Source organism: Kribbella kalugense (assembly GCF_004365875.1).
GTDB classification, from domain to species: domain Bacteria; phylum Actinomycetota; class Actinomycetes; order Propionibacteriales; family Kribbellaceae; genus Kribbella; species Kribbella kalugense.
Genome location: NZ_SODF01000001.1, coordinates 1111430 through 1131469 on the forward strand (window position 1 = coordinate 1111430; position 20040 = coordinate 1131469).

At 68.4% G+C, this 20040-nt stretch carries 19 protein-coding genes and 1 tRNA gene; 10 read left to right on the forward strand and 10 right to left on the reverse strand.

All coding sequences use genetic code 11. From position 1 onward, the window contains the following. Nucleotides 1-37 precede the first annotated feature (37 nt). A tRNA-Pro gene (locus EV650_RS05140) sits at nt 38-111 on the forward strand. A gap of 45 nt (nt 112-156) precedes the next feature. Here the strand turns inward: EV650_RS05140 and EV650_RS05145 are convergent. Together EV650_RS05145 and EV650_RS05150 are read right to left on the reverse strand one after the other, a co-directional pair. Further along, nucleotides 157-2331: an MMPL family transporter gene (locus EV650_RS05145; protein ID WP_134115846.1), complete on the reverse strand. Its 2175-nt coding sequence runs from the start codon at nt 2329-2331 to the stop codon at nt 157-159. A gap of 88 nt (nt 2332-2419) precedes the next feature. After that, complete coding sequence (locus EV650_RS05150) at nt 2420-2980, reverse strand: TetR/AcrR family transcriptional regulator (protein ID WP_134115848.1); 561 nt, start codon at nt 2978-2980, stop codon at nt 2420-2422. A gap of 118 nt (nt 2981-3098) precedes the next feature. Between EV650_RS05150 and EV650_RS05155 the strand changes: the two genes are divergently transcribed. Next, on the forward strand, nt 3099-4043 hold the full coding sequence (locus tag EV650_RS05155; RefSeq protein ID WP_134115850.1) for a S1C family serine protease: 945 nt from the start codon (nt 3099-3101) through the stop codon (nt 4041-4043). Here the strand turns inward: EV650_RS05155 and EV650_RS05160 are convergent. Continuing rightward, the gene (locus tag EV650_RS05160; RefSeq protein ID WP_134115852.1) at nt 4030-4572 is read right to left on the reverse strand and encodes a GNAT family N-acetyltransferase; all 543 of its coding nucleotides are present in this window, start codon (nt 4570-4572) and stop codon (nt 4030-4032) included. The two genes, EV650_RS05155 and EV650_RS05160, sit on opposite strands and share 14 nt — an antisense overlap. 23 nt (nt 4573-4595) lie before the next feature. Here EV650_RS05160 and EV650_RS05165 point away from each other — a divergent pair, with 23 nt between their 5' ends. Continuing rightward, nucleotides 4596-5222 carry a tetratricopeptide repeat protein gene (locus tag EV650_RS05165; RefSeq protein ID WP_238174024.1) on the forward strand — a complete coding sequence of 209 codons (627 nt, stop codon included), beginning with the start codon at nt 4596-4598 and terminating at the stop codon, nt 5220-5222. Here EV650_RS05165 and EV650_RS05170 read toward each other — a convergent pair. Together EV650_RS05170 and EV650_RS05175 are read right to left on the reverse strand one after the other, a co-directional pair. Next, nucleotides 5181-5615, reverse strand: a complete 435-nt coding sequence (locus EV650_RS05170) for an Imm7 family immunity protein (protein ID WP_134115856.1) — start codon at nt 5613-5615, stop codon at nt 5181-5183. The two genes, EV650_RS05165 and EV650_RS05170, sit on opposite strands and share 42 nt — an antisense overlap. Nucleotides 5616-5624: 9 nt before the next feature. Beyond that, nucleotides 5625-6284 carry an MBL fold metallo-hydrolase gene (locus tag EV650_RS05175; RefSeq protein WP_134115858.1) on the reverse strand — a complete coding sequence of 220 codons (660 nt, stop codon included), beginning with the start codon at nt 6282-6284 and terminating at the stop codon, nt 5625-5627. Between the two features lie 216 nt (nt 6285-6500). On the opposite strand from EV650_RS05175, the gene uvrA reads away from it, so the two are divergent. Continuing rightward, on the forward strand, nt 6501-9506 hold the full coding sequence (gene uvrA, locus EV650_RS05180; protein ID WP_134115860.1) for an excinuclease ABC subunit UvrA: 3006 nt from the start codon (nt 6501-6503) through the stop codon (nt 9504-9506). Here the strand turns inward: uvrA and EV650_RS05185 are convergent, their stop codons facing one another. Then, nucleotides 9507-10403, reverse strand: coding sequence for a hypothetical protein (locus EV650_RS05185; RefSeq protein WP_134115862.1), 897 nt, complete (start codon nt 10401-10403; stop codon nt 9507-9509). It lies immediately after the preceding gene. A 214-nt stretch (nt 10404-10617) separates the two neighbouring features. Here EV650_RS05185 and EV650_RS05190 point away from each other — a divergent pair, with 214 nt between their 5' ends. Beyond that, on the forward strand, nt 10618-11193 hold the full coding sequence (locus EV650_RS05190; protein WP_238174025.1) for a Rieske (2Fe-2S) protein: 576 nt from the start codon (nt 10618-10620) through the stop codon (nt 11191-11193). Between the two features lie 119 nt (nt 11194-11312). Here the strand turns inward: EV650_RS05190 and EV650_RS05195 are convergent, their stop codons facing one another. After that, complete coding sequence (locus EV650_RS05195; protein ID WP_134115864.1) at nt 11313-12542, reverse strand: S8 family peptidase; 1230 nt, start codon at nt 12540-12542, stop codon at nt 11313-11315. 149 nt (nt 12543-12691) lie between these two features. Beyond that, on the reverse strand, nt 12692-13147 hold the full coding sequence (locus tag EV650_RS05200) for a DUF6194 family protein (protein WP_134115866.1): 456 nt from the start codon (nt 13145-13147) through the stop codon (nt 12692-12694). Nucleotides 13148-13229: 82 nt separating this feature from the next. On the opposite strand from EV650_RS05200, the gene uvrC reads away from it, so the two are divergent. The 3 genes from uvrC to EV650_RS05215 are packed head-to-tail and all read left to right on the forward strand — an operon-like array spanning nt 13230 to nt 17065. Then, nucleotides 13230-15254: an excinuclease ABC subunit UvrC gene (gene uvrC / locus EV650_RS05205; RefSeq protein WP_134115868.1), complete on the forward strand. Its 2025-nt coding sequence runs from the start codon at nt 13230-13232 to the stop codon at nt 15252-15254. Between the two features lie 6 nt (nt 15255-15260). Continuing rightward, entirely contained in the window at nt 15261-16127 is an 867-nt protein-coding gene (gene rapZ / locus EV650_RS05210) for an RNase adapter RapZ (RefSeq protein ID WP_134115870.1), read from the forward strand. After that, on the forward strand, nt 16124-17065 hold the full coding sequence (locus EV650_RS05215) for a gluconeogenesis factor YvcK family protein (protein WP_134115872.1): 942 nt from the start codon (nt 16124-16126) through the stop codon (nt 17063-17065). Before rapZ ends, EV650_RS05215 begins: the two co-directional genes overlap by 4 nt. Here EV650_RS05215 and EV650_RS05220 read toward each other — a convergent pair whose 3' ends face one another. Beyond that, on the reverse strand, nt 17066-17896 hold the full coding sequence (locus tag EV650_RS05220) for a hypothetical protein (protein ID WP_134115874.1): 831 nt from the start codon (nt 17894-17896) through the stop codon (nt 17066-17068). It abuts the gene before it with no gap. Next, on the reverse strand, nt 17893-18399 hold the full coding sequence (locus tag EV650_RS05225; RefSeq protein ID WP_134115875.1) for a SigE family RNA polymerase sigma factor: 507 nt from the start codon (nt 18397-18399) through the stop codon (nt 17893-17895). Before EV650_RS05225 ends, EV650_RS05220 begins: the two co-directional genes overlap by 4 nt. Nucleotides 18400-18529: 130 nt before the next feature. On the opposite strand from EV650_RS05225, the gene whiA reads away from it, so the two are divergent. Next, entirely contained in the window at nt 18530-19513 is a 984-nt protein-coding gene (gene whiA / locus EV650_RS05230; RefSeq protein ID WP_130448357.1) for a DNA-binding protein WhiA, read from the forward strand. Between the two features lie 92 nt (nt 19514-19605). Next, nucleotides 19606-19983 (forward strand): hypothetical protein, encoded by a 378-nt coding sequence (locus tag EV650_RS05235; RefSeq protein ID WP_134115877.1) that lies wholly within the window; start codon nt 19606-19608, stop codon nt 19981-19983. The last annotated feature ends 57 nt before the right edge of the window (nt 19984-20040 follow it).

Below are 20040 nucleotides of genomic sequence, written 5' to 3' on the forward strand. Positions count from 1 at the left end.
TAAGGTTTACTCCGCTCGATCCTCTGGGAGCGAGTGGCGGGCTGTGGCGTAGATTGGTAACGCGTCCGGCTGGGGGCCGGAAGATCGCAGGTTCAAATCCTGTCAGCCCGACCGTAAAAGAGGGGCACCGACTCAGTCGGTGCCCCTCTTCAGGTTCTAGCGGACGCCGGCCAACTCCTTCTCTTCCGGCTCCTCGTCGACACGAAGAGACTCGCCTTCGATGTCGACGCGCGGGGTGAGGCGGTCCAGCCACTTGGGGAACCACCAGGCCCGGTCGCCCAGCAGGCTGAGGATGGCGGGCACCAGCGTCATCCGGACCACGAAGGCGTCGATCAGTACGCCGATGGTCAGGCCGAAGCCGATCGCCTTGATGACCGGGTCGTCGACCAGGATGAAGCCGGCGAAGACCGACGCCATGATGAGGGCGGCGGCGGTGACGACGCGGGCGCCGTGGCCGAGGCCCTGGACGGTGGCGTCGTTCGCGTGCCGCCCGCGGACGAACTCCTCCCGGACCCGGGACACGATGAAGACCTCGTAGTCCATCGCGAGCCCGAACAGGATGCCCATCATGATGATCGGCAGGAAGCTGACCAGCGGACCGGGGGAGTCGATCCCGACCAGCTTCGCCAGGTGACCCTGCTGGAACACCGCGACCGTGATCCCGAACGTCGCGCCGATCGTCAGTACGAACCCGAGCGTCGCCTTCAACGGCACCAGGATCGACCGGAACGCCAGCAGCAACAGCAGGAACGATAGCCCGATGACAAGGAACAGGTACGTCGGCAACGCGCTGGACAGCTTGTTCGACACGTCGATCCCGACCGCCGTGTTGCCGGTCACGGAGATGCTCGTGTCGCCCGTGGCCAGCGGCTTGACCGCGGTCCGCAGGTTCTTGACCAGATCAGAGGTCTGCTCGCTGGCCGGCCCGCTCTTCGGGATCACCTGCAGCAACCGCGTAGTACCGTCCTTGCTCGCCGCGGCCGGCTGTGCAGCGACCACATCGGGAAGGCCCTGCGCCTTGCCCAGCACCTGCTGTGCGAGTGCGGTCGAGGTCGCCGGGTCGTTGCTCTGCACAACAACCACCAGCGGTCCGCTCGCGCCCGGTCCGAAGGCGGCGGCCGTCAGGTCGTACGCGACGCGCTGGTTGGTACCGGCCGCGGCCGACGCGCCGTCCGGCAACGCCAGCTGCATGTCCTTCACCGGGATCGCCAGGAAGCCGAGCCCAAGGATGCCGACAGCAACGATCGGCACGCGGAACCGCGTCACCAACCGGCCCCAGCGGAAACCGAACCCCTCCTTGTGCACCGCCGCGGTCGGCGACTTCCGGATCTTCCGCGGCAGCACCCGATTCCCGACGAACCCGAGCATCGCCGGCAGCAGCGTCAACGCGACCAGTACTGCGGTCAGCACCGTCGCCGCAGCCGCAAGCCCCATCGCGGTCAGGAACGGAACTCCGACCACCGACAGCCCGGCCAGCGCGATCACGACGGTCGCGCCGGCGAACAGCACCGCCGACCCAGCCGTCGCGGTTGCCCGAGCCACGGACTCTTCCGGATCCATCCCCTCAGCCAGCTGCGTCCGGTGCCGCGAGCTGATGAACAACGAGTAGTCGATCCCCACTGCAAGGCCAAGCATCAACGCCAGGATCGGTGCCGTCGACGACACATCGGTGAAGGCCGTGACGATGAACAACCCGGCCATCCCGGCGAGTACGCCGAGCAGCGCCGTGACCAGCGTCATCCCGGCAGCGACCAAGGACCCGAACGTGACCACCAGTACGACGGCGGCCACCGCGACACCGAGGATCTCGGTCGCCCCGATCTCCGGTACGCCGGCCTTGATCTGCCCGCCCGGAACGACCTGGAGATCACCCGAGCTGAGTCCGCTCAAACCGTCGTACCCGTCGACGCTCTCGTGCGAGAGCTCGTCGGCCGGCTTGTCGAACTGGACGCTGATCAACCCCGTCCTACCGTCCGGGCTGATCGCCTTGCTGGTGAATGGGTCGACGGCCGCGATCACCTCAGGGACCTTGGCGACCTTGGCGACTGTCACGCCGACCGCGGCCTTCACCGTCGGGTCGGCGAGCGTCTTGCCGTCGGGCGCCTTCACCACGACAGTCGAGGACGCGCCGCTCGCGGCCGGCAGCTCCTGCTTGAGCGCGTCGAGCGCGCGCTGCGACTCGGTGCCCGGGATCGAGAACGTGTTCGCGGTCTTGCCGCCCAGGGTGAGCGCGCCGACGCCCAGCAGGACGAGGAACAGCGCCCACACGGCGGCCACGAGCCGCCTGCGCTGGTAGGAGAACCGGCCGAGCCGGTACAGCAGATTGGCCATCGCGAAGTGCATCCGTTCGGGTCGGTACGGCGTACGGGCAAGGTTGATCGTCCGCCGGCGGCGGAGGGCGGGTTGCAGGTCTCAGGGCTCAGCCGCGGCGGAGGAGTCTCCGGAGGGCGATGTCGCAGAGTCTTCGGAGTTCGTCGTCGGTGCGCTCGCCGGAGTGCCGGCACTCGCCGAGCAGACCGTTGATCGCGAACTTCGCCAGGTCGTGCTCGAGCGGGTCGTCGGACCCGGCCATGTACTGCGTCAGTTGCATACCGTCGGTGACGAGCTTCCCGACCTCGGGCATCTGCTCGATCACGGGGAGGATGTCCTGGAGCACGTCGACGACGCCGCGGTGCTCGACGGCGAGATCGATGAAGCTCTGGATGGCGAGCTCCTGTGCATCGGCCCGGGACAGCTCGGCGGCGGCTTTGACGAGCTCGGCCACGTCGGCGGCGGCGGGCTCGAGTACGGCTGCCAGCACGGCCGGCTTGCCGCTGAAGTGGTACAGCACCGTCGCCTTCGAGCAGCCGGCCGCGGTCGCGATGTCCTGGAGCGAGGTCGCGTTGTAGCCGCGGGCCTGGAACAGGTCCATCGCCTGCCGCACGATCTCGCGTCTGGTCCGCTCCCGGGCGGGGGTGGTGACTGGGCTGGTACCTGGCATGTCAGCATCTTGCCTGACCGATCGGCCAGTTTTCAACCGATCGGTCAGGATTGTGGTCCGCTTCACGCCGTGGCCGTGCCTTGATTGCGGTGTAATGATGTAATTCAGGAGGCGCGAGATGGCCGAAGAGATTGCTGGGGACGATGTCCTCGACGCCTACTCCCGAGTGGTCTCGGGAGTGGCGGAACACCTGATCCCGCGGGTCGCGAGCCTGCGGATCCACAGCCGGCGCGGCGACTCGTCCGGCTCGGCCGTGGTGCTGACCGGCGACGGGCACCTGCTCACGAACGCCCACGTGGTCGGCGACGGTTCGGAAGCCTCGGCGGAGTTCGCCGACGGTACGACGGCACAGGCCCGGGTGATCGGAGTCGACCGGCTGTCCGATCTCGCCGTACTGCGGGCCGACCGGGAGATCCCGGATCCGCCGGAGTACGGCGACGCCGACCTGTTGAAGGTCGGGAACCTGGTGGTTGCCGTGGGCAACCCACTGGGACTGGCCGGGAGCGTGACGGCCGGCGTGGTCAGCGCCCTCGGCCGTTCGTTGCCGGTCCGTAGTGGCTCGGCCCAACGAATCATCGAGGACGTCATCCAGACCGACGCCGCGCTGAACCCGGGCAACTCCGGGGGAGCGCTGGCCGACGGCAACGGCCGGGTGATCGGCATCAACACCGCGGTCGCCGGGGTCGGTCTCGGGCTGGCCGTCCCGATGAATCCGACGACCCGCCGGATCATTTACTCGCTACTACATGACGGCCGGGTGCGCCGTGCGTACCTGGGTCTCGTCACCACGCCCGCACCGCTGCATCCAGCGCTCGCCCAACGCTTCGATCAACGCACGGCTCTCCGGGTCGTCGAGGTGATCCCGGCCAGCCCGGCCGCCGCCGCGGGCCTTCGCCAGGGCGACCTGGTGCTCGCGGTGAACGGCGTACCGCTCCGCGACGCCCAGTCCCTGCAGCGTCAGCTCTTCGAGGACTCGATCGCCCGCCGGACCGAGGTGACGGCAATCCGCAACAACGCCCTCGTCGACGTGATCGCCTACCCGGCCGAGCTCACCGACCGCTGAGGTCTGCACGGAGGAGTGCGCAGGTGCCGGGCTTCAGCGGGGCGCCGGGGAAGGTGAAGTCGCGGGTGACTTCGGTGAAGTCGGACGACTGGTGGAGGTCGCGGATCGCGCCGTTCTCGAGGTTGGCGAAGTAGTAGATTTCGTCGGCGCGTTCGGCGGTCCAGCGCATCCGCTCACCGGTGAGGAGCTCGCCGATGCCGTGGCGGCGCCAGTCCTTCGAGACGATCAGGCCGATGAGGTAGTAGCCGGTCGGTGCCGTGTTGGGCGGGTCGGTGGGGGAGAGCTCGTGGTGGATCACGGCGGCGTACCCGATGACCTGATCGTCGACGCAGGCGACGACCGTGTAGCGGTCGGGATTCTGGAGATCGGCCACGAGCCGCTCCCGGCGCGCGGCCGCGGGTCCGCCGGTACGCGTGACGATCAGCTCTGCACAGGCGTCCAGATCCTCATCCCGCGCGGGCCGCACCTCCACCGTCGTACTGAGTTCCTGACGGGCGGCATCCGGCCGATAGTCGGCGAAGTTACTCATCCCCACACCCTAAGATCAACCGGGTGAACGACAGGGTGCAGGAGCTATACGAGCGAGCAGTCTTCAACGGCGAGTACGACGGTTTGGCGGAAGCCGACCGTACGCTGGACGCGATCGAAGCCGACCTCCTGCTGCAGCGCGGTCGCATCATGCACTGTCGCTTCCTCGACTCCCGAGTGGAGAACCCGGACGAGCTGCCGGCCTTCGAGCGAGCCGCCGAGCTGTACCGCACGGTGGGCAATGAGCGCGGCGAGGCCGAGGCGGAGTTCTGGATCGGCTGCTTCCACCAGGTCGTCCGCGACGACAACCCGGTGGCCGTCCCCTTCCTCACCGCGGCGGCCGACCTCGCCCGCAAGACCGACGACCAGCTCACGCTGTCTTATGCGCTCCGCCACCTCGGCATCGCGGCACACGTCGCGGGGGAGTACGACGACGCCCGCGCTCTCCTCGAGGAGTCCACCGCGCTCCGCCGTACGCTCGGCTTCACCGCGGGAGTCGCCGCGAACCTGGTCGGGCTGATCTACCTGGCGATCGCCCAGGGCCGGACTGCCGACGCCCGCGCCTTGGCCGACGAAGCATCCACCCTGGCAGCGTCAGCCGGAGCGTCCTCAATCATCGCCCAGATAGACGCCGCCCGCGCCCGCATCTAGATCGTCTTCCACGACGCCGACGTGGGGTGAGAGGTACGGGTCTGCCTCTGGAGCCACTGAGCCGCGCTTCATGACCCAGACGACCCAGCGGTTCTTGTTCTCGCCCTGGGCTTCGTCGTCGTAGACGTGGAGCATTCCATACGACCATGGCGCCGTACGGGCGATTCTTCGGAACGTCTCGATCACGCCGTCTTGGCGGTGGTTGCGTAGCCCGGCCATCCACAGGTGAGCCGACCCGTTGGCGATCCGCAGGTCGGCTGTCTGCAGGTCGTTCCGCACACCTGCGATCTCCTGGACCACCGCGTCGTACGCCGCCTGGCTCAGGTCGTCAGCCTTGCCGCCGAATGCGTCCTGGGAGTCCCGAAGCGTGGCCCAGCCGTGGTACTCGAACACGCGGAGTGCCTACCAGCCGCGGGCTCGCCATTCGGCCACGCTCGGGCGTTCGGTGCCGAGGGTGGTGTCGGAGCCGTGGCCCGGGTAGACCCAGGTTTCGTCGGGGAGCTCGTTGAAGAGCTTGGATTCGACGTCGTTGATGAGGGACGTGAACCGCTCGGCGTCGCCCTGGGTGTTGCCGATGCCGCCGGGGAAGAGCGAGTCGCCGGTGAACAGGTGCGGTGCGCCGTCGGGGTCGTCGTATACGAGGGCGATCGAGCCCGGTGTGTGGCCGACGAGGCGGATCACGCGAAGGCTGCAGTCGCCGACGGCGATGTGGTCGCCGTCGTCGACGAGCTGGTCGGTCGGGACCGGGATGCCCTCGGCGTCGTACCGCCCGGCGACAGTGGTCGCGCCGGTCCGGGCGACGACCTCGGCCAGCGCCTCCCAGTGATCCTGGTGGCGGTGCGTGGTGATGACTCGTGCGAGGCCGCCGTCGCCGATCAGCCGGAGCAGTGTGTCCGCCTCGTTCGCGGCGTCGATCAGGACCTGCTCGTCGGTCTGCCGGCAGCGCAGCAGGTAGGCGTTGTTGTCCATCGGCCCGACGGCGACCTTGGTGATCATCAGCCGCGCCAGCTCGTGTGTCTGCGCGGGTCCGCCGACCTTGACGTTTCCGTGGTACTCCGGCATGCGCCCTCTCCCTGGATGTCGGTGCTACCGCCGATCCTTGCACTGTTGGCAGCCGGTTGCGCGAACCACCCTCAGCGATCGAATATACTTTCGAAGGCGCCGTCCGGATCTGGCAGCGGAAGTTTTGTCGGTGGGCCTCGTTAGCATGACCGGGCATGGCAGAGAACCTGGCAGAGAACTACCCGAATACCCTCGAGAACGGCTGAGAGTGAGCTTGTGTCTGACCGTCTGATCGTGCGTGGAGCACGCGAGCACAACTTGAAAGACGTCTCGGTCGACCTGCCGCGGGACGCCATGATCGTCTTCACCGGACTCTCCGGGTCCGGCAAGTCCAGCCTGGCCTTCGACACGATCTTCGCCGAGGGCCAGCGGCGGTACGTCGAGTCGCTGTCGGCGTACGCCCGTCAGTTCCTCGGCCAGATGGACAAGCCTGACGTGGACTTCATCGAGGGGCTGTCGCCGGCCGTCTCGATCGACCAGAAGTCCACCTCGCGCAACCCGCGGTCGACCGTCGGCACGATCACCGAGGTGTACGACTACCTCCGGCTGCTGTTCGCCCGCGCCGGGCGGCCGCACTGCCCGGAGTGCGGCGAGCCGATCGCGCGGCAGACGCCGCAGCAGATCGTCGACCGTGTGCTCGAGCTGGAGGAGGGCACCCGGTTCCAGGTGCTCGCCCCGGTCGTCCGCGGCCGCAAGGGGGAGTATCTGGACCTGTTCCGCCAGCTCAGCGGCCAGGGACTGTCGCGGGCCCGGGTGGACGGCGAGACGATCCAGCTCACCGACCCGCCGAAGCTCGACAAGCAGAAGAAGCACAACATCGAGGTGGTCGTCGACCGGCTCGCGGTGAAGGAGTCCGCCAAGCGGCGGCTGACCGACTCGGTCGAGACCGCGCTCGGCCTGGCCAGCGGCCTGCTCGTGCTGGACTTCGTCGACCTGCCGGAGGACGACCCGCACCGCGAGCGTCGCTTCTCCGAGAAGCTCGCCTGCCCGAACGATCACCCGCTCGCCATCGACGAGCTCGAGCCGCGGTCGTTCTCGTTCAACTCGCCGTACGGCGCGTGCCCGGTGTGCACCGGTCTCGGCACCCGGATGGAGGTCGACCCGGAGCTGCTGGTCCCGGACCCGTCCAAGTCGCTGGACGAGGGCGCGATCCAACCGTGGTCGGGGCAGAACGTCTCGCAGTACTTCGAGCGGTTGCTGGACGCGCTGGCGAAGGACCTGAAGTTCAAGACCAGCACGCCGTTCGGTGAGCTGCCCGCGAAGGCGAAGAAGGCGCTGCTGACCGGACACGACAAGCAGGTCCACGTCTCGTACCAGAACCGCTACGGTCGCGAGCGGTCGTACTACACGAGCTTCGAGGGCGTGATCCCGTACGTCGAGCGCCGGCACGCGGAGGCGTCCAGCGACACCGGCCGGGAGCGCTTCGAGGAGTACATGCGCGAGGTCCCGTGCCTGGCCTGCAACGGCGCCCGGCTGAAGCCGATCTCGCTCGCGGTCACGCTCGGCGGGAAGAACATCGCCGAGATCAGCGCGATGTCGATCGACGAGGTGCACGACTTCCTGGTCGGGATGGAGCTGAGCCCGCGGGAGAAGCAGATCGCGGAGCGGGTGGTCAAGGAGATCGGCGAGCGGCTGCGGTTCCTGCTCGACGTCGGTCTGGACTACCTGGCGCTGAGCCGGCCGGCGGGTTCGCTGTCCGGCGGCGAGGCGCAGCGGATCCGGCTGGCGACCCAGATCGGCTCGGGTCTGGTCGGCGTGCTGTACGTGCTCGACGAGCCGTCGATCGGCCTGCACCAGCGGGACAACCGGCGGCTGATCGACACGCTGGTCCGGCTCAAGGAGCTGGGCAACACGCTGATCGTCGTCGAGCACGACGAGGACACGATCGACCACGCAGACTGGGTGGTCGACATCGGTCCGGGTGCTGGTGAGCACGGCGGTCAGGTGGTCGTCTCCGGCACGGTCGAGGATCTGCGCAACCACCCGGACTCGATCACCGGTCAGTACATCTCCGGCCGTCGGGAGATCCCGATCCCGCCGGTGCGGCGGCCGCTGACCGAGGGCCGCGAGCTGACGGTGTACGGCGCCCGGCAGAACAACCTGCAGGACATCGACGTGACCATCCCGCTCGGGGTGTTCGTCGCGGTCACCGGGGTGTCGGGGTCGGGCAAGTCGACGCTGGTCAACGACATCCTCTACACCTCGCTGGCGCGGCAGATCTACGGTGCGCGGGCGGTGCCCGGCCGGCACACGAAGATCTCCGGGATGGAGCTGGTCGACAAGGTCATCCACGTCGACCAGTCGCCGATCGGCCGTACGCCGCGGTCGAACCCGGCGACGTACACCGGGGTCTGGGACCACGTCCGCAAGCTGTTCGCGGAGACGCCGGAGGCGAAGGTCCGCGGGTACCTGCAGGGCCGGTTCTCGTTCAACGTCAAGGGCGGCCGGTGCGAGGCCTGCTCGGGTGACGGCACGCTGAAGATCGAGATGAACTTCCTGCCGGACGTCTACGTCCCGTGTGAGGTGTGCCACGGCGCTCGGTACAACCGCGAGACGCTCGAGGTGCACTACAAGAACAAGACGGTCGCGGACGTGCTGGACATGCCGATCGAGGAGGCGGCCGAGTTCTTCGCCGCGATCCCGGCGATCTCGCGGCACCTGACGACCCTGGTCGAGGTCGGCCTCGGGTACGTCCGACTCGGTCAGCCGGCGCCGACACTGTCCGGTGGCGAGGCCCAGCGGGTGAAGCTGGCGTCCGAGCTGCAGCGGCGGTCGACCGGCCGGACGGTCTATGTGCTGGACGAGCCGACCACCGGTCTGCACTTCGAGGACATTCGGAAGCTGCTGGGCGTGCTGAGCGGCTTGGTGGACAAGGGCAACTCGGTGCTGGTGATCGAGCACAACCTCGACGTCATCAAGACCGCGGACTGGCTGATCGACCTCGGCCCGGACGGCGGTCGTCGTGGCGGCACGCTGATCGCGGAGGGTACGCCGGAGGAGGTGGCGGCCAACCCGGCGTCGTACACCGGTCAGTTCCTGGCCGAGATCCTGAAGGGTCGTGCGGCCAAACCGAGCGCGCGGAAGCAGGCCGCGGCGGTGGAAGCGAAGCCGGCGAAGAAGGCAGCCGCCAAGAAGACCGTTGCGAAGAAGACGGTTGCTAAGAAGACCGCGAAGGCAGCGCCGGCGAAGAAGGCAGCGACCAGGAAACGCGTCGCCGGCTGATCAGCGACGGAACAGTTGCTGCACCAGGTGCCGGATCCACGTACGGCGCGGTGACGGTAGCAAGGCCGCCGGCAGCATGACTGTCGGCGGCTCGGCCAGCGTGACCGGGACCTGCACCATCCGGTCGCCCTGCAACCAGAAGAGATCCGGGCTGCACTGGTCTGGTGCGCCCCGATACGTGTCGGCGACGTACTTCGCCAACCGGTTCGAGGTCTCCTGACCGGCATCAGCAGGACAGAACGCGACTGTGCTCAACCTGGGTACGCCGATCAGCGCGCCCATCCCGATCGATGTCTGCGGCAACAAATGCTCCCGATCGACGACGGCCATCGAGACCAGCCGATCGTTCTCGCGGCTGAGCACCGAGAATCCGTCGTGCTCGACCGGCCGGAGGTCGGAGATCTGCTGCAGCGTGAGCTGAACGGGAGACGGCACGTTCGGATCCCCGAGCCCGAGCATCGACCGCCGTACGACGGTCAGCCGCCGAAGGTCCGTACCGGTACCGATGAACACCACGACCTCGAAGTGGTCGCCGAACGGGATCAGCGCGTCCGCGACCGGACCTGCCGTCCGAGCGGACCAGCCGCGCTGCACGAGCAGGGCGCGCTGGCGTTCGGCAACGTCGCCGTACCGGTGTTCCTCGGTGGCGAGCTCGCCCTCGGCGACGACCGCGCGCAGCCACGCCTCGATCTGTTCGGCCCAGCGGTGCTGGGGTACCTGGCCGCAGCGGTCGATGATCTCGCCGAGCCCGACGACCGCGGACATCTGCAGGGCGCCGCGACCCCAGCCGACCTCGACCGTCCGTTCGGCGGTATCGACGACGCACCCCGGCAGCCACATCGGCGCCAGGTCCGAAATCGCGTTGATGACGGTCGAGTCGTCGGTTGTGCCCGTCATCCCTTGACCTTCCTCACGACCAAAGTCTGTCAGGAGTGAGGTCGACGCTGGCCAGGTGCCTACCGTCCGCGGTCCAGATTGCCAGCCGATTCACAGCCAACCTTCAAACTGCGGTTCAATCTGGCGAGGGTTGAACCGTTCGGCTGATCCAGTCGTTTGACTCGGTGTATAGCGTTCAACTACTCGACCAGCAGGCTCTTGGAGGTCCAGATTCATGAGCGATGACACGATGGCACCACCCACCACTCCGCAGCAGGACGGTCCGGCGGCAAGCCCCGCGACCGACGGTCTGCGCGACCGGAGGGCAGTGCTCCGCTGCGCGGCCATGGTCGCGTTGGCGGGTGCCAGCGCGCCGATCCTCGCGGCCTGCGGCGGCAGCGACAACGCCGGCAGCTCGACCCCGTCGTCCACCGGGTCGGCGACCGGATCCGCTCCCGCGACCACCCCGACCTCGGGCGCGTCCTCGAGCGCGCCGTCGTCGAGCGCCCCGGCCGGTGGCGGCACGGTGCTCGGTCCGACGTCCGAGATCCCGGTCGGCGGCGGCAAGGTGTTCACCGACGCGAAGGTCGTCGTGACGCAGCCGACCGCCGGGCAGTTCAAGGGTTTCTCCGCGATCTGCACCCACCAGGGCAACCCGGTCGGCTCGGTCGAGGACGGTCAGATCGTCTGCCCGTTCCACGGCAGCCGGTTCAAGATCGCCGACGGCAGCGTCGCCAACGGCCCGGCCACCTCACCGCTCCCCGCGGTCAACGTCGCAGTCCAGGGCGCCAACATCGTCCAGTCCGCCTGACCCATTTGCTGGGCTAACCAGCCAAATTGGTAGGTCCACCAGGCAAGTCGGGGGTTCCCCAGCCTGAATCAGGGTGGGGAACCCCCAACTTCGTGGGTCAACCCATGAAATGGGTCAGGTCACTTCGCCGCTGGGTCGACCTTGCCGACGAACAGGAGCTTGTTCGGCGAGGCGTCGCCCGGGTCGCCGACCTTGTCCGACGTCGAGTTGGCGACGAGCGCGGTCGCGACATCGGCCGGCGTCGCGTCCGGGTGGTCGGCCAGGTACAGCGCGATCCCACCGGCCACGTGCGGGGTCGCCATCGACGTACCGCTCATCTTCGCGGTCGCGTCCGGGTCGGTGATGCCGACCGAGGTGATGTCGACACCCGGTGCGAACAGGTCGACGCACTTGCCGAAGTTCGAGAACGTCGCGCGCTGGTCCTGGTCGTCGGTCGCGCCGACGGTGATCGCCGAGGGCTCCCGGGCCGGCGAGCTCTGACAGGCGTCCGCGCTGTCGTTGCCGGCAGCAACGGCGTACGTGACGCCGGCGCCGACCGACGCCTTCACCGCGGCGTCGAGCGCGTCGTCAGCGCCGCCGCCCAGGCTCATGTTCGCCACCGCGGGCTTCTTCGCGTTCTTGGTCACCCAGTCGATACCGGCGACGACGGACTCGGTCGAGCCGGAGCCCTGGCAGTCGAGCACCCGGACCGCGATGATCTTGGCGCCCTTGGCCAGGCCGTACGTCGTACCCGCGATCGTGCCGGCCACGTGGCTGCCGTGACCCATGCAGTCAACGCCGTTCTGCCCGTCGCCAACGGTGTCGGTGCCGACCGAGGCCCGGTCGCCGAAGTCCTTGTGTGCGGCGTAGATGCCGGTGTCGATCACGTAGACGTTCACGTTGTCGGCAGTCGTCGACGCCTCGTACTTCTTGTCCAGCGGCAGATCCCGCTGGTCGGCGCGGTCCAGGCCCCACGGCGGGTCGTCCTGGCTGACCGTGATCTTCTGGTTCTGCTGGACGTACGCGACCCGCGAGTCGCCGGCCAGCTTCTTCGCCTGGTCCTCACTCATATTGGCGGAGAAGCCCTTGATCGAGGCGTCGTACTGGTCCTTGACCTTCACGTCGTAGCTCGTGGCCAGGCTCTGCGTCGCGACCCGGGTCTGCGCCTGGGACCGTTGGCCTGCCAGTACGACGATGTAGCTGCCGGGGATCGCGTTCGAACTGCCGGCGCCGCGGATCGACGCGGTACCGGTGGGCGCCTGCTGCGCCGCGTCGCTGCCGGCCGCGGTGGCGACGACGCCGGTGACGGCGAGCGCCGAAGCCGCGACCGCGCCGAATAGGGCGCGCCGTCTGCTCAGGGATGGGGACATGGGCGGAACTCCCTCGAGTCAGCGCAAGGCCTTGTTGCCTCACGCAAAGGTCCTGCACGTCTACCCTGAGTCACACGCTAGGCACCGCGCTCATCCCAGCCGGGGGTCAACCCAGCCTTATGAGCCAACCCGCAACACGACCGCAACGTTCAGCTGGTTTGGCGGGCCTGATGGTTGGCGTACTTGCGGGCGGCGAACTCGTACGACTCCTCGATCAGCGGGAGCAGCCGGTCCAGACCGCTCGGGTTCACGATCGCGACCCAGTACTGCGAGGCGTAGAACGGATGCGGCATCAAGGTGTCGCGGGCCGCGTAATCGTGGCCGGAGTCGAGCACCCAGTCGGCGTCCCGCTCGGTCGGCACCGGACCGAACAGCGAGGTGTACGTCGCTTTGGTGAGCGCGACGTTGAATCGCCAGGCCCCGGGCTCGTCGAGCCGGGAGACCTTCTCGTAGTGGTCGCCGGTGACAATGGTCGCGAACGGCTGCTGACGTTCCGGCGGAAGGTCGGCCGCCGGGTCGTAGAGGTAGAACAGGTCGTCGTGTCCCTCGAGCACCCGGACGCCGTCGTAGCCGCGGATCACCTGATCCATTTCGTCAATCATCATGCCTTCAAGTCTGTCATTGAACTTGCGATAGAGACTTTGGCGGAATTCCGGATTTGTCGGCGACCCGAACTAGGGTGGTTGGGTGGCTGATCCGTCCTCCTATCGTCCCGCGCCCGGGTCGATCCCCGACTCGCCTGGTGTCTACCGCTTCAGTGACTCCGCCGGGCGGGTGATCTATGTCGGCAAGGCGAAGAACCTGCGGTCCCGGTTGTCGTCGTATTTCCAGGACCTGGTGAACCTGCACCCGCGGACCCAGGCGATGGTCACGACCGCCGCGAAGGTCGAGTGGACCGTGGTCGGCAGCGAGGTCGAGTCGCTGCAGCTGGAGTACTCCTGGATCAAGGAGTACGACCCGCGCTTCAACGTGAAGTACCGCGACGACAAGTCGTACCCGTGGCTCGCCATCACCCTCAACGAGGACTACCCGCGGGTGATGGTTGGCCGCGGCCAGAAGAAGAAGGGCGTGCGGTACTTCGGTCCGTACAGCCACGCCTGGGCGATCCGCGAGACCGTCGACCTGCTGCTGCGGGTCTTCCCGATGCGCTCGTGCAGCAAGGGCGTGTTCAACCGGCACCGCCAGATGGGCCGGCCCTGCCTGCTCGGCTACATCGGCAAGTGCGCCGCTCCCTGCACCGGTCAGGTGAGCCTGGAGGAGCACCGCAAGATCGTCGAGGACTTCGCCGCGTTCCTGTCCGGCCAGACCGCGACGTACGTGCGCCGGCTGGAGAAGGAGATGAAGGCGGCCGCGGCCGAGCTGGAGTACGAGCGGGCCGCGAAGATCCGCGACGACCTCGCCGCCCTGGAGAAGGCGCTGGCCAAGAACGCGGTCGTCCTCGGCGACGGCACCGACACCGACGTGATCGCGCTGAGCGAGGACCCGCTCGAGGTCGCGGTGCAGATCTTCTACGTCCGCGGCGGCCGGATCCGCGGTGAGCGCGGCTGGATCGCCGACAAGGCCGACGGTACGGCGACCACCGCCGACCTGGTCTCGCAGTTCATCCAGCAGACGTACGCCGGGGACTCGGGCGACGCGATCCCGCGGGAGATCCTGGTCCCGACGATGCCCGAGGAAGCCGCCGCGCTGACCGAGTGGCTCGAGCGGACGCGCGGCGCGCGAGTGGAGATCCGGGTCCCGCAGCGTGGCGACAAGAAGGCGCTGATGGAGACCGTCGAGCGGAACGCGTTGCAGACGCTGACGATGCACAAGACCAAGCGAGCCAGCGATCTGACCACCCGCAACCAGGCGCTCGAGGAGATCCAGGCCGCGCTCGACCTGCCTGAAGCGCCGCTGCGGCTGGAGTGCTACGACGTCTCGAACCTGCAGGGCACCGAGGTGGTCGCGTCGATGGTCGTCTTCGAGGACGGCCTGCCGCGCAAGAGTGAATACCGGCGGTTCGTGATCAAGGGTGTCGACGGGCAGAACGACGTCGCCTCGATCGCTGAGGTGCTGACCCGGCGGTTCAAGCGGCTGCTCGACGAGCGGGCCACGATGCAGGAGGACGAAGATCCGTCCGCGGCGCTGATCGATCCGGAGACCGGACGGGCCCGCAAGTTCTCGTACGCGCCGGGTCTGGTGGTCGTCGACGGCGGTCCGCCGCAGGTCGCGTCCGCCCGGCAGGCGATGGACGAGCTGGGCCTGGGCGACATCCCGGTGGTCGGTCTGGCCAAGCGGCTGGAGGAGGTGTGGGTCCCGGACGAGGAGGACCCGGTCATCTTCTCCCGCACCTCCGAGGGGCTGTATCTGTTGCAGCGGTTGCGCGACGAGGCGCACCGGTTCGCGATCACCCACCACCGCAACCGGCGGTCGAAGTCGATGGTGGAGAGCGTCCTCGACGAGGTCCCCGGCCTTGGTGAAGTCCGCCGGAAGACGCTGCTCCGGCACTTCGGTTCGCTCAAGAAGTTGCGTACGGCGACCATCGACGAGGTGGCCGAGCTGCCCGGATTCGGCCGCCGTACGGCGGAGTCCGTCGTACTCGCGGTTAACGCTGCCGCAACGAAGGCGGAAACCGGCCGCGCGCCGTCGGTGAATACCGCTACGGGCGAGATACTGGGCGACGACGTCCCTGCGCCGGCAGGGACGCCTGACGGGGACCCCAGGGAGAACTGAGAACTGATGGATGACACGGGCGGCAACCTGATCATCGTGTCCGGGATGTCCGGCGCGGGACGGAGCTCCGTCGCCGACGTACTGGAGGACCTCGGCTGGTTCGTGGTCGACAACCTGCCGCCGATGTTCCTGACCACGCTGGTCGAGCAGGTCATCGGCACCGGCGCGGCGCCCCGGCTCGCGGTCGTGGTCGACGTCCGGACCGGCCTGTTCTTCGAGGAACTGAGTTCGGCCATCCACGACCTGCGGCTGAAGGGGTACCGCCCGCTGACGCTGTTCCTGGAGGCCTCCGACGACGTGATCGTGCGCCGCCAGGAGAGCGTCCGCCGGCCGCACCCGCTGCAGGGCGAAGGCCGGCTGCTGGACGGCATCCAGCGCGAGCGCGAACTGCTCGGCGACATCCGGGCCGGCGCCGATCTGGTCATCGACACCTCGAGCCTGAACATCCACCAGCTGGCCGCGAAGATCGTGAACGCGTTCGGCGACGAGGAGAACGCCGAGCTGCGGGCGACGGTGGTGTCGTTCGGGTTCAAGTACGGCATCCCGGTCGACGCCGACGTGGTCGCCGACATGCGCTTCATCCCGAACCCGTACTGGCAACCGGACCTGCGCCCGATGACCGGGCAGGACAAGCCTGTGTCAGACTTCGTGCTCGGCCATCCGCTGGCCCAGCAGTTCCTGCAGAACTACGTGGACGTGCTGGACACCCTGCGGACCGGCTACCTGAACGAGGGCAAGCGTTTCGTCACCGTCGCGATCGGCTGTACCGGGGGAAAGCACCGTAGTGTCGCGATGGCCGAGGAGATCGCCCGGCGGCTGCGCGAGAAGGGGTCACCGACGTTGGTCGTACACCGGGATCTGGGGCGGGAGTGAGTCGAGCCCCTCGGGTTGTCGCACTGGGTGGGGGACATGGCTTGGCGGCCTCCCTGTCCGCACTTCGTCACGTCACCGACCACCTGACCGCTGTGGTCACCGTCGCCGACAACGGCGGTTCGTCCGGGCGCCTGCGTCAGGAGCTCGGCGTACTACCGCCAGGCGATCTGCGGATGGCCCTCGCCGCTTTGTGTCGCGATGACGAGTGGGGTCGTACCTGGGCCGACGTACTGCAGCATCGCTTCCGCAGCAACGGTGAGCTGCACGACCACGCGGTCGGCAACCTGCTGATCGTCGCGTTGTGGGAGCTGCTCGGCGAGGCCGTCGACGGGCTCGATTGGGTCGGCCGACTCCTTGGTGCGCAGGGGCGAGTACTGCCGATGTCCTCGGTGCCGCTGGACATCACCGCGCGGGTGCTTGGGCTGGACCCGGCACGTCCCGAGGCGATCACCGAGATCCGTGGTCAGGCCGAGGTCGCGACGACCAACGGGCATGTGGTCGGCGTCGCGCTTGACCCGGCCGACCCGCCCGCTTGTCCCGAGGCGCTGGTCGCGATCGCGGAGGCCGACTGGGTCGTGGTCGGTCCGGGGTCGTGGTTCACGTCCGTCATACCGAATCTGCTGGTTCCCGAGCTGTCCCGCGGTCTCGAGCAGACGAGCGCCCGCCGGCTGGTGACGCTCAACCTGGGGGAGCAGAAGGGTGAGACCGACGGGTTCTCGCCCGAGACCCACCTGGAGGTGCTGGCCGCGCACGCGCCCGACCTCCGGATCGACGTCGTGCTCGCCGACACCGGCCACGTACCCGACCCCGAGTCACTCCGCCGTACGGCGCAATCCCTCGGGGCCGAGCTGGTCATCGCCGACATCGCCGACGACGACCGCGACCTCCACCACGCCCCGGACAAACTCGCCAAGGTCTACCGCGAGATCTTCAGCTGATCAGCGCTGGGGGACCGGCGGCATCCCGTGCACGATGAAGGGCAGCACCCGGTCGAGGACCTTCCGGCCGTCGGCGGCGTACCCGCGGATCCGGGGTTTCGTCTTCGGGGCGGGCGGACTGCCTGGCCCCCGGCTAGGAGTCACGCCGAGCGTGTAGAAGCCGTCGGCGCCCATCCGGGCCTGCCGGACCTGCGGTTCGCCGGGCACGTCGACCAGGACCTTGGTGACCTCGCTGGGGACCCTGACGCCCTGGATATAGCCGGCGCGGTAGACAGTTCCGCTCGCAGGCGGCTGGGTCAGGCGAGGTCTCTGGCCGCTCCAGCTCGGGGAACCCGGTGTGGAGTTGATATAGCAGACGTCCGCGACACCGCTGCCGGGCGCGACGAGAATCGCTTCGAGAACGTGCGCATCGCTCGATTTGACTGCGACAGTCCACTTGAAGGTGAGCGGGCCTCCGGCGACGCTCGCCGGGTCGCGGTGCATCGCCCGGTTGAACTCGGTCTCCTTCGCCATGCATCGCCCGATGACCTCGCGGTCGCTCACCGGACTCACCGGAGGCGGGGGCGCGATCGGTTTGCCGGTGTCGGGGTCGATCGCGACAGTGTTCGTCGGTCCGCCGGCCGGCTGGGCTGTGTTCGGAACGCCGCCGGACCAGACGGCGACGCCGCCGATGATCGTGGCTGTGGTGAGGACTGCGGTCGACGCTGCTGCGATCCGGGTTCGGCGGACCGAACGGCGGGCGCGGACCAGCAGGTCGTCGACGTCGGTCTTCAGCGGCCGGTCGGTATCGTCGGCGGCGGTCGCCAGCAGGTGTTCGATGTCGTTGTTCACAAGGCGCTCCTTTCGGTCTGGTCGAGAAGTTCGCGAAGACGGGCGAGAGCTCGCGACGTCTGGCTCTTCACCCCGCCGGTGCCGATGCCGAGTACGGCGGCGGTCTGTTCGAGGCTCAGATCGCTGTAATGGCGTAGTACGACGCAGGCGCGCTGGCTCGGCGGCAGCGCGGCGAGGGCCTCGACGACGAACATCCGGTCGTCGACGATGCCGGCCGGGTCGGGGAGCGCCCGGTCCAGGTCGTCGGTGTCGGCGAGCCGCTCGCGGCGCCACGGCTTGCGGTACTGGTCGAAGACCGACGTGACCAGGCACTGGTGGGCGTAGCTGTTGAGGCCCTGGGTGCGGTTGATCCGGTGCCAGCGGCGGTACACCTTCACCAGGGCGTCCTGGGCGGCGTCCTCGGCGCGATGCCAGTCGCCGCACATCAGGTACGCCGTTCTTCGCAGCCGACGGACCATGGCCGCGGCGAACTCGGTGAACTCGGCTTCGTCCGATGCCTTCATACGCCTCCTCTCGGATTGTCGCCGAGGTAACGCGACCGGACCCCCGGAAGGTTGCAAGACCCCGTAACCACGGCCGCTGGCGCCCGTTGGTGATCCAAGGGTCTTTGACATGGGTGGGAGGATGGCCTTCATGGCGATGACAGCACAGGTGAAGTCCGAGCTGACCAGTATTCAGGTGACGAAACCGTGTTGCCGCAAGGCCGAGGTGTCGTCGATCCTGCGGTTCGCGGGCGGGCTGCACCTGGTGTCGGGACGCATCGTCGTCGAGGCCGAGCTGGACAGCGGCGCCGCGGCACGACGGCTGCGCAAGGACATCGCCGAGATCTTCGGTCACCCGTCGGACGTGGTGGTGATCTCGCCGTCCGGCATCCGCAAGCAGACGAAGTACGTCGTTCGCGTGGTCCGCGACGGTGACGCGCTGGCCCGGCAGACCGGGCTGGTGGACAACCGCGGCCGGCCGGTCCGCGGTCTTCCGCCGGCGGTCGTGTCCGGGGCTTCCTGTGACGCGGTGGCTGCTTGGCGGGGCGCCTTCCTGGCGCACGGTTCGCTGACCGAGCCCGGCCGTTCGTCGTCGCTCGAGGTGACCTGCCCCGGCCCGGAGGCTGCTCTCGCGCTGGTCGGCGCGGCCCGGCGGCTCGGCATCGGGTCGAAGGCCCGCGAGGTCCGGAACGTGGACCGCGTGGTGATCCGCGACGGCGACGCGATCGGCGCCCTGCTGACCCGGCTCGGCGCGCACGAGTCAGTGCTGGCTTGGGAAGAGCGCCGGATGCGCCGCGAGGTTCGCGCGACCGCGAACCGGCTGGCGAACTTCGACGACGCGAACCTGCGCCGCTCCGCCCGCGCTGCGGTCGCGGCTGGTGCGCGGGTCGAGCGGGCGCTGGAGATTCTCGGCGACGACGTACCGGATCACCTGCAGGTGGCGGGCAAGCTGCGGCTGGAGCACAAGCAGGCCAGCCTCGAAGAGCTCGGCCAGCTCCACGAGCCGGCGCTGACCAAGGACGCGGTGGCCGGCCGGATCCGCCGTTTGCTCGCGATGGCGGACAAGCGCGCCAGCGACCTCGGCGTACCGAACACCGAAGCCAACCTCACCCCGGAGATGCTCGACCCGGCCTAACCAGATCGTTATCAACGGCCGCCTGCGCCTACCTTGCCGCGTTGGTTGGATTGCCCTACGGGGGTTTCCATCCGATGAACAGATGAGGACGCATGGGTACCACTGCAGAAGAACAAGCAGCGCTCGACCGGATCAACCAGGAGTCGATCGCGCGCGAGGCTGCCAGGCTGGCCGCCGAGGATGCTGCCCGAAAGGCAGCCGAGCAGAAGCAAGGCAACATGGTCGCCGGCGAGCCGGCGGTGGCGAACTGGCCGGACGACGGATTCCAGGCCGCGCCGCAGAGCGGGATGGACAAAGTTGCCGGTGCGTTGCGGGTCGGCCAGGCCGGGGATGTGGCGTTTGCGCGTGACCTGCTGAACAGTGGGCAGGCGCCTCTCGGTGGTGTCAGCAAGCCGGAGGGGACCGCGGCCGGCGCGCAGGAGAGTGGGGCTGGTTCTCGGGCCGCGAAGCCTGCTCTCGGGCTTGGCTGAGGCACCAGCTGGTTGACTGGTATACATCTGGCGGCCCCGGGAGGTTTCCGGGGCCGT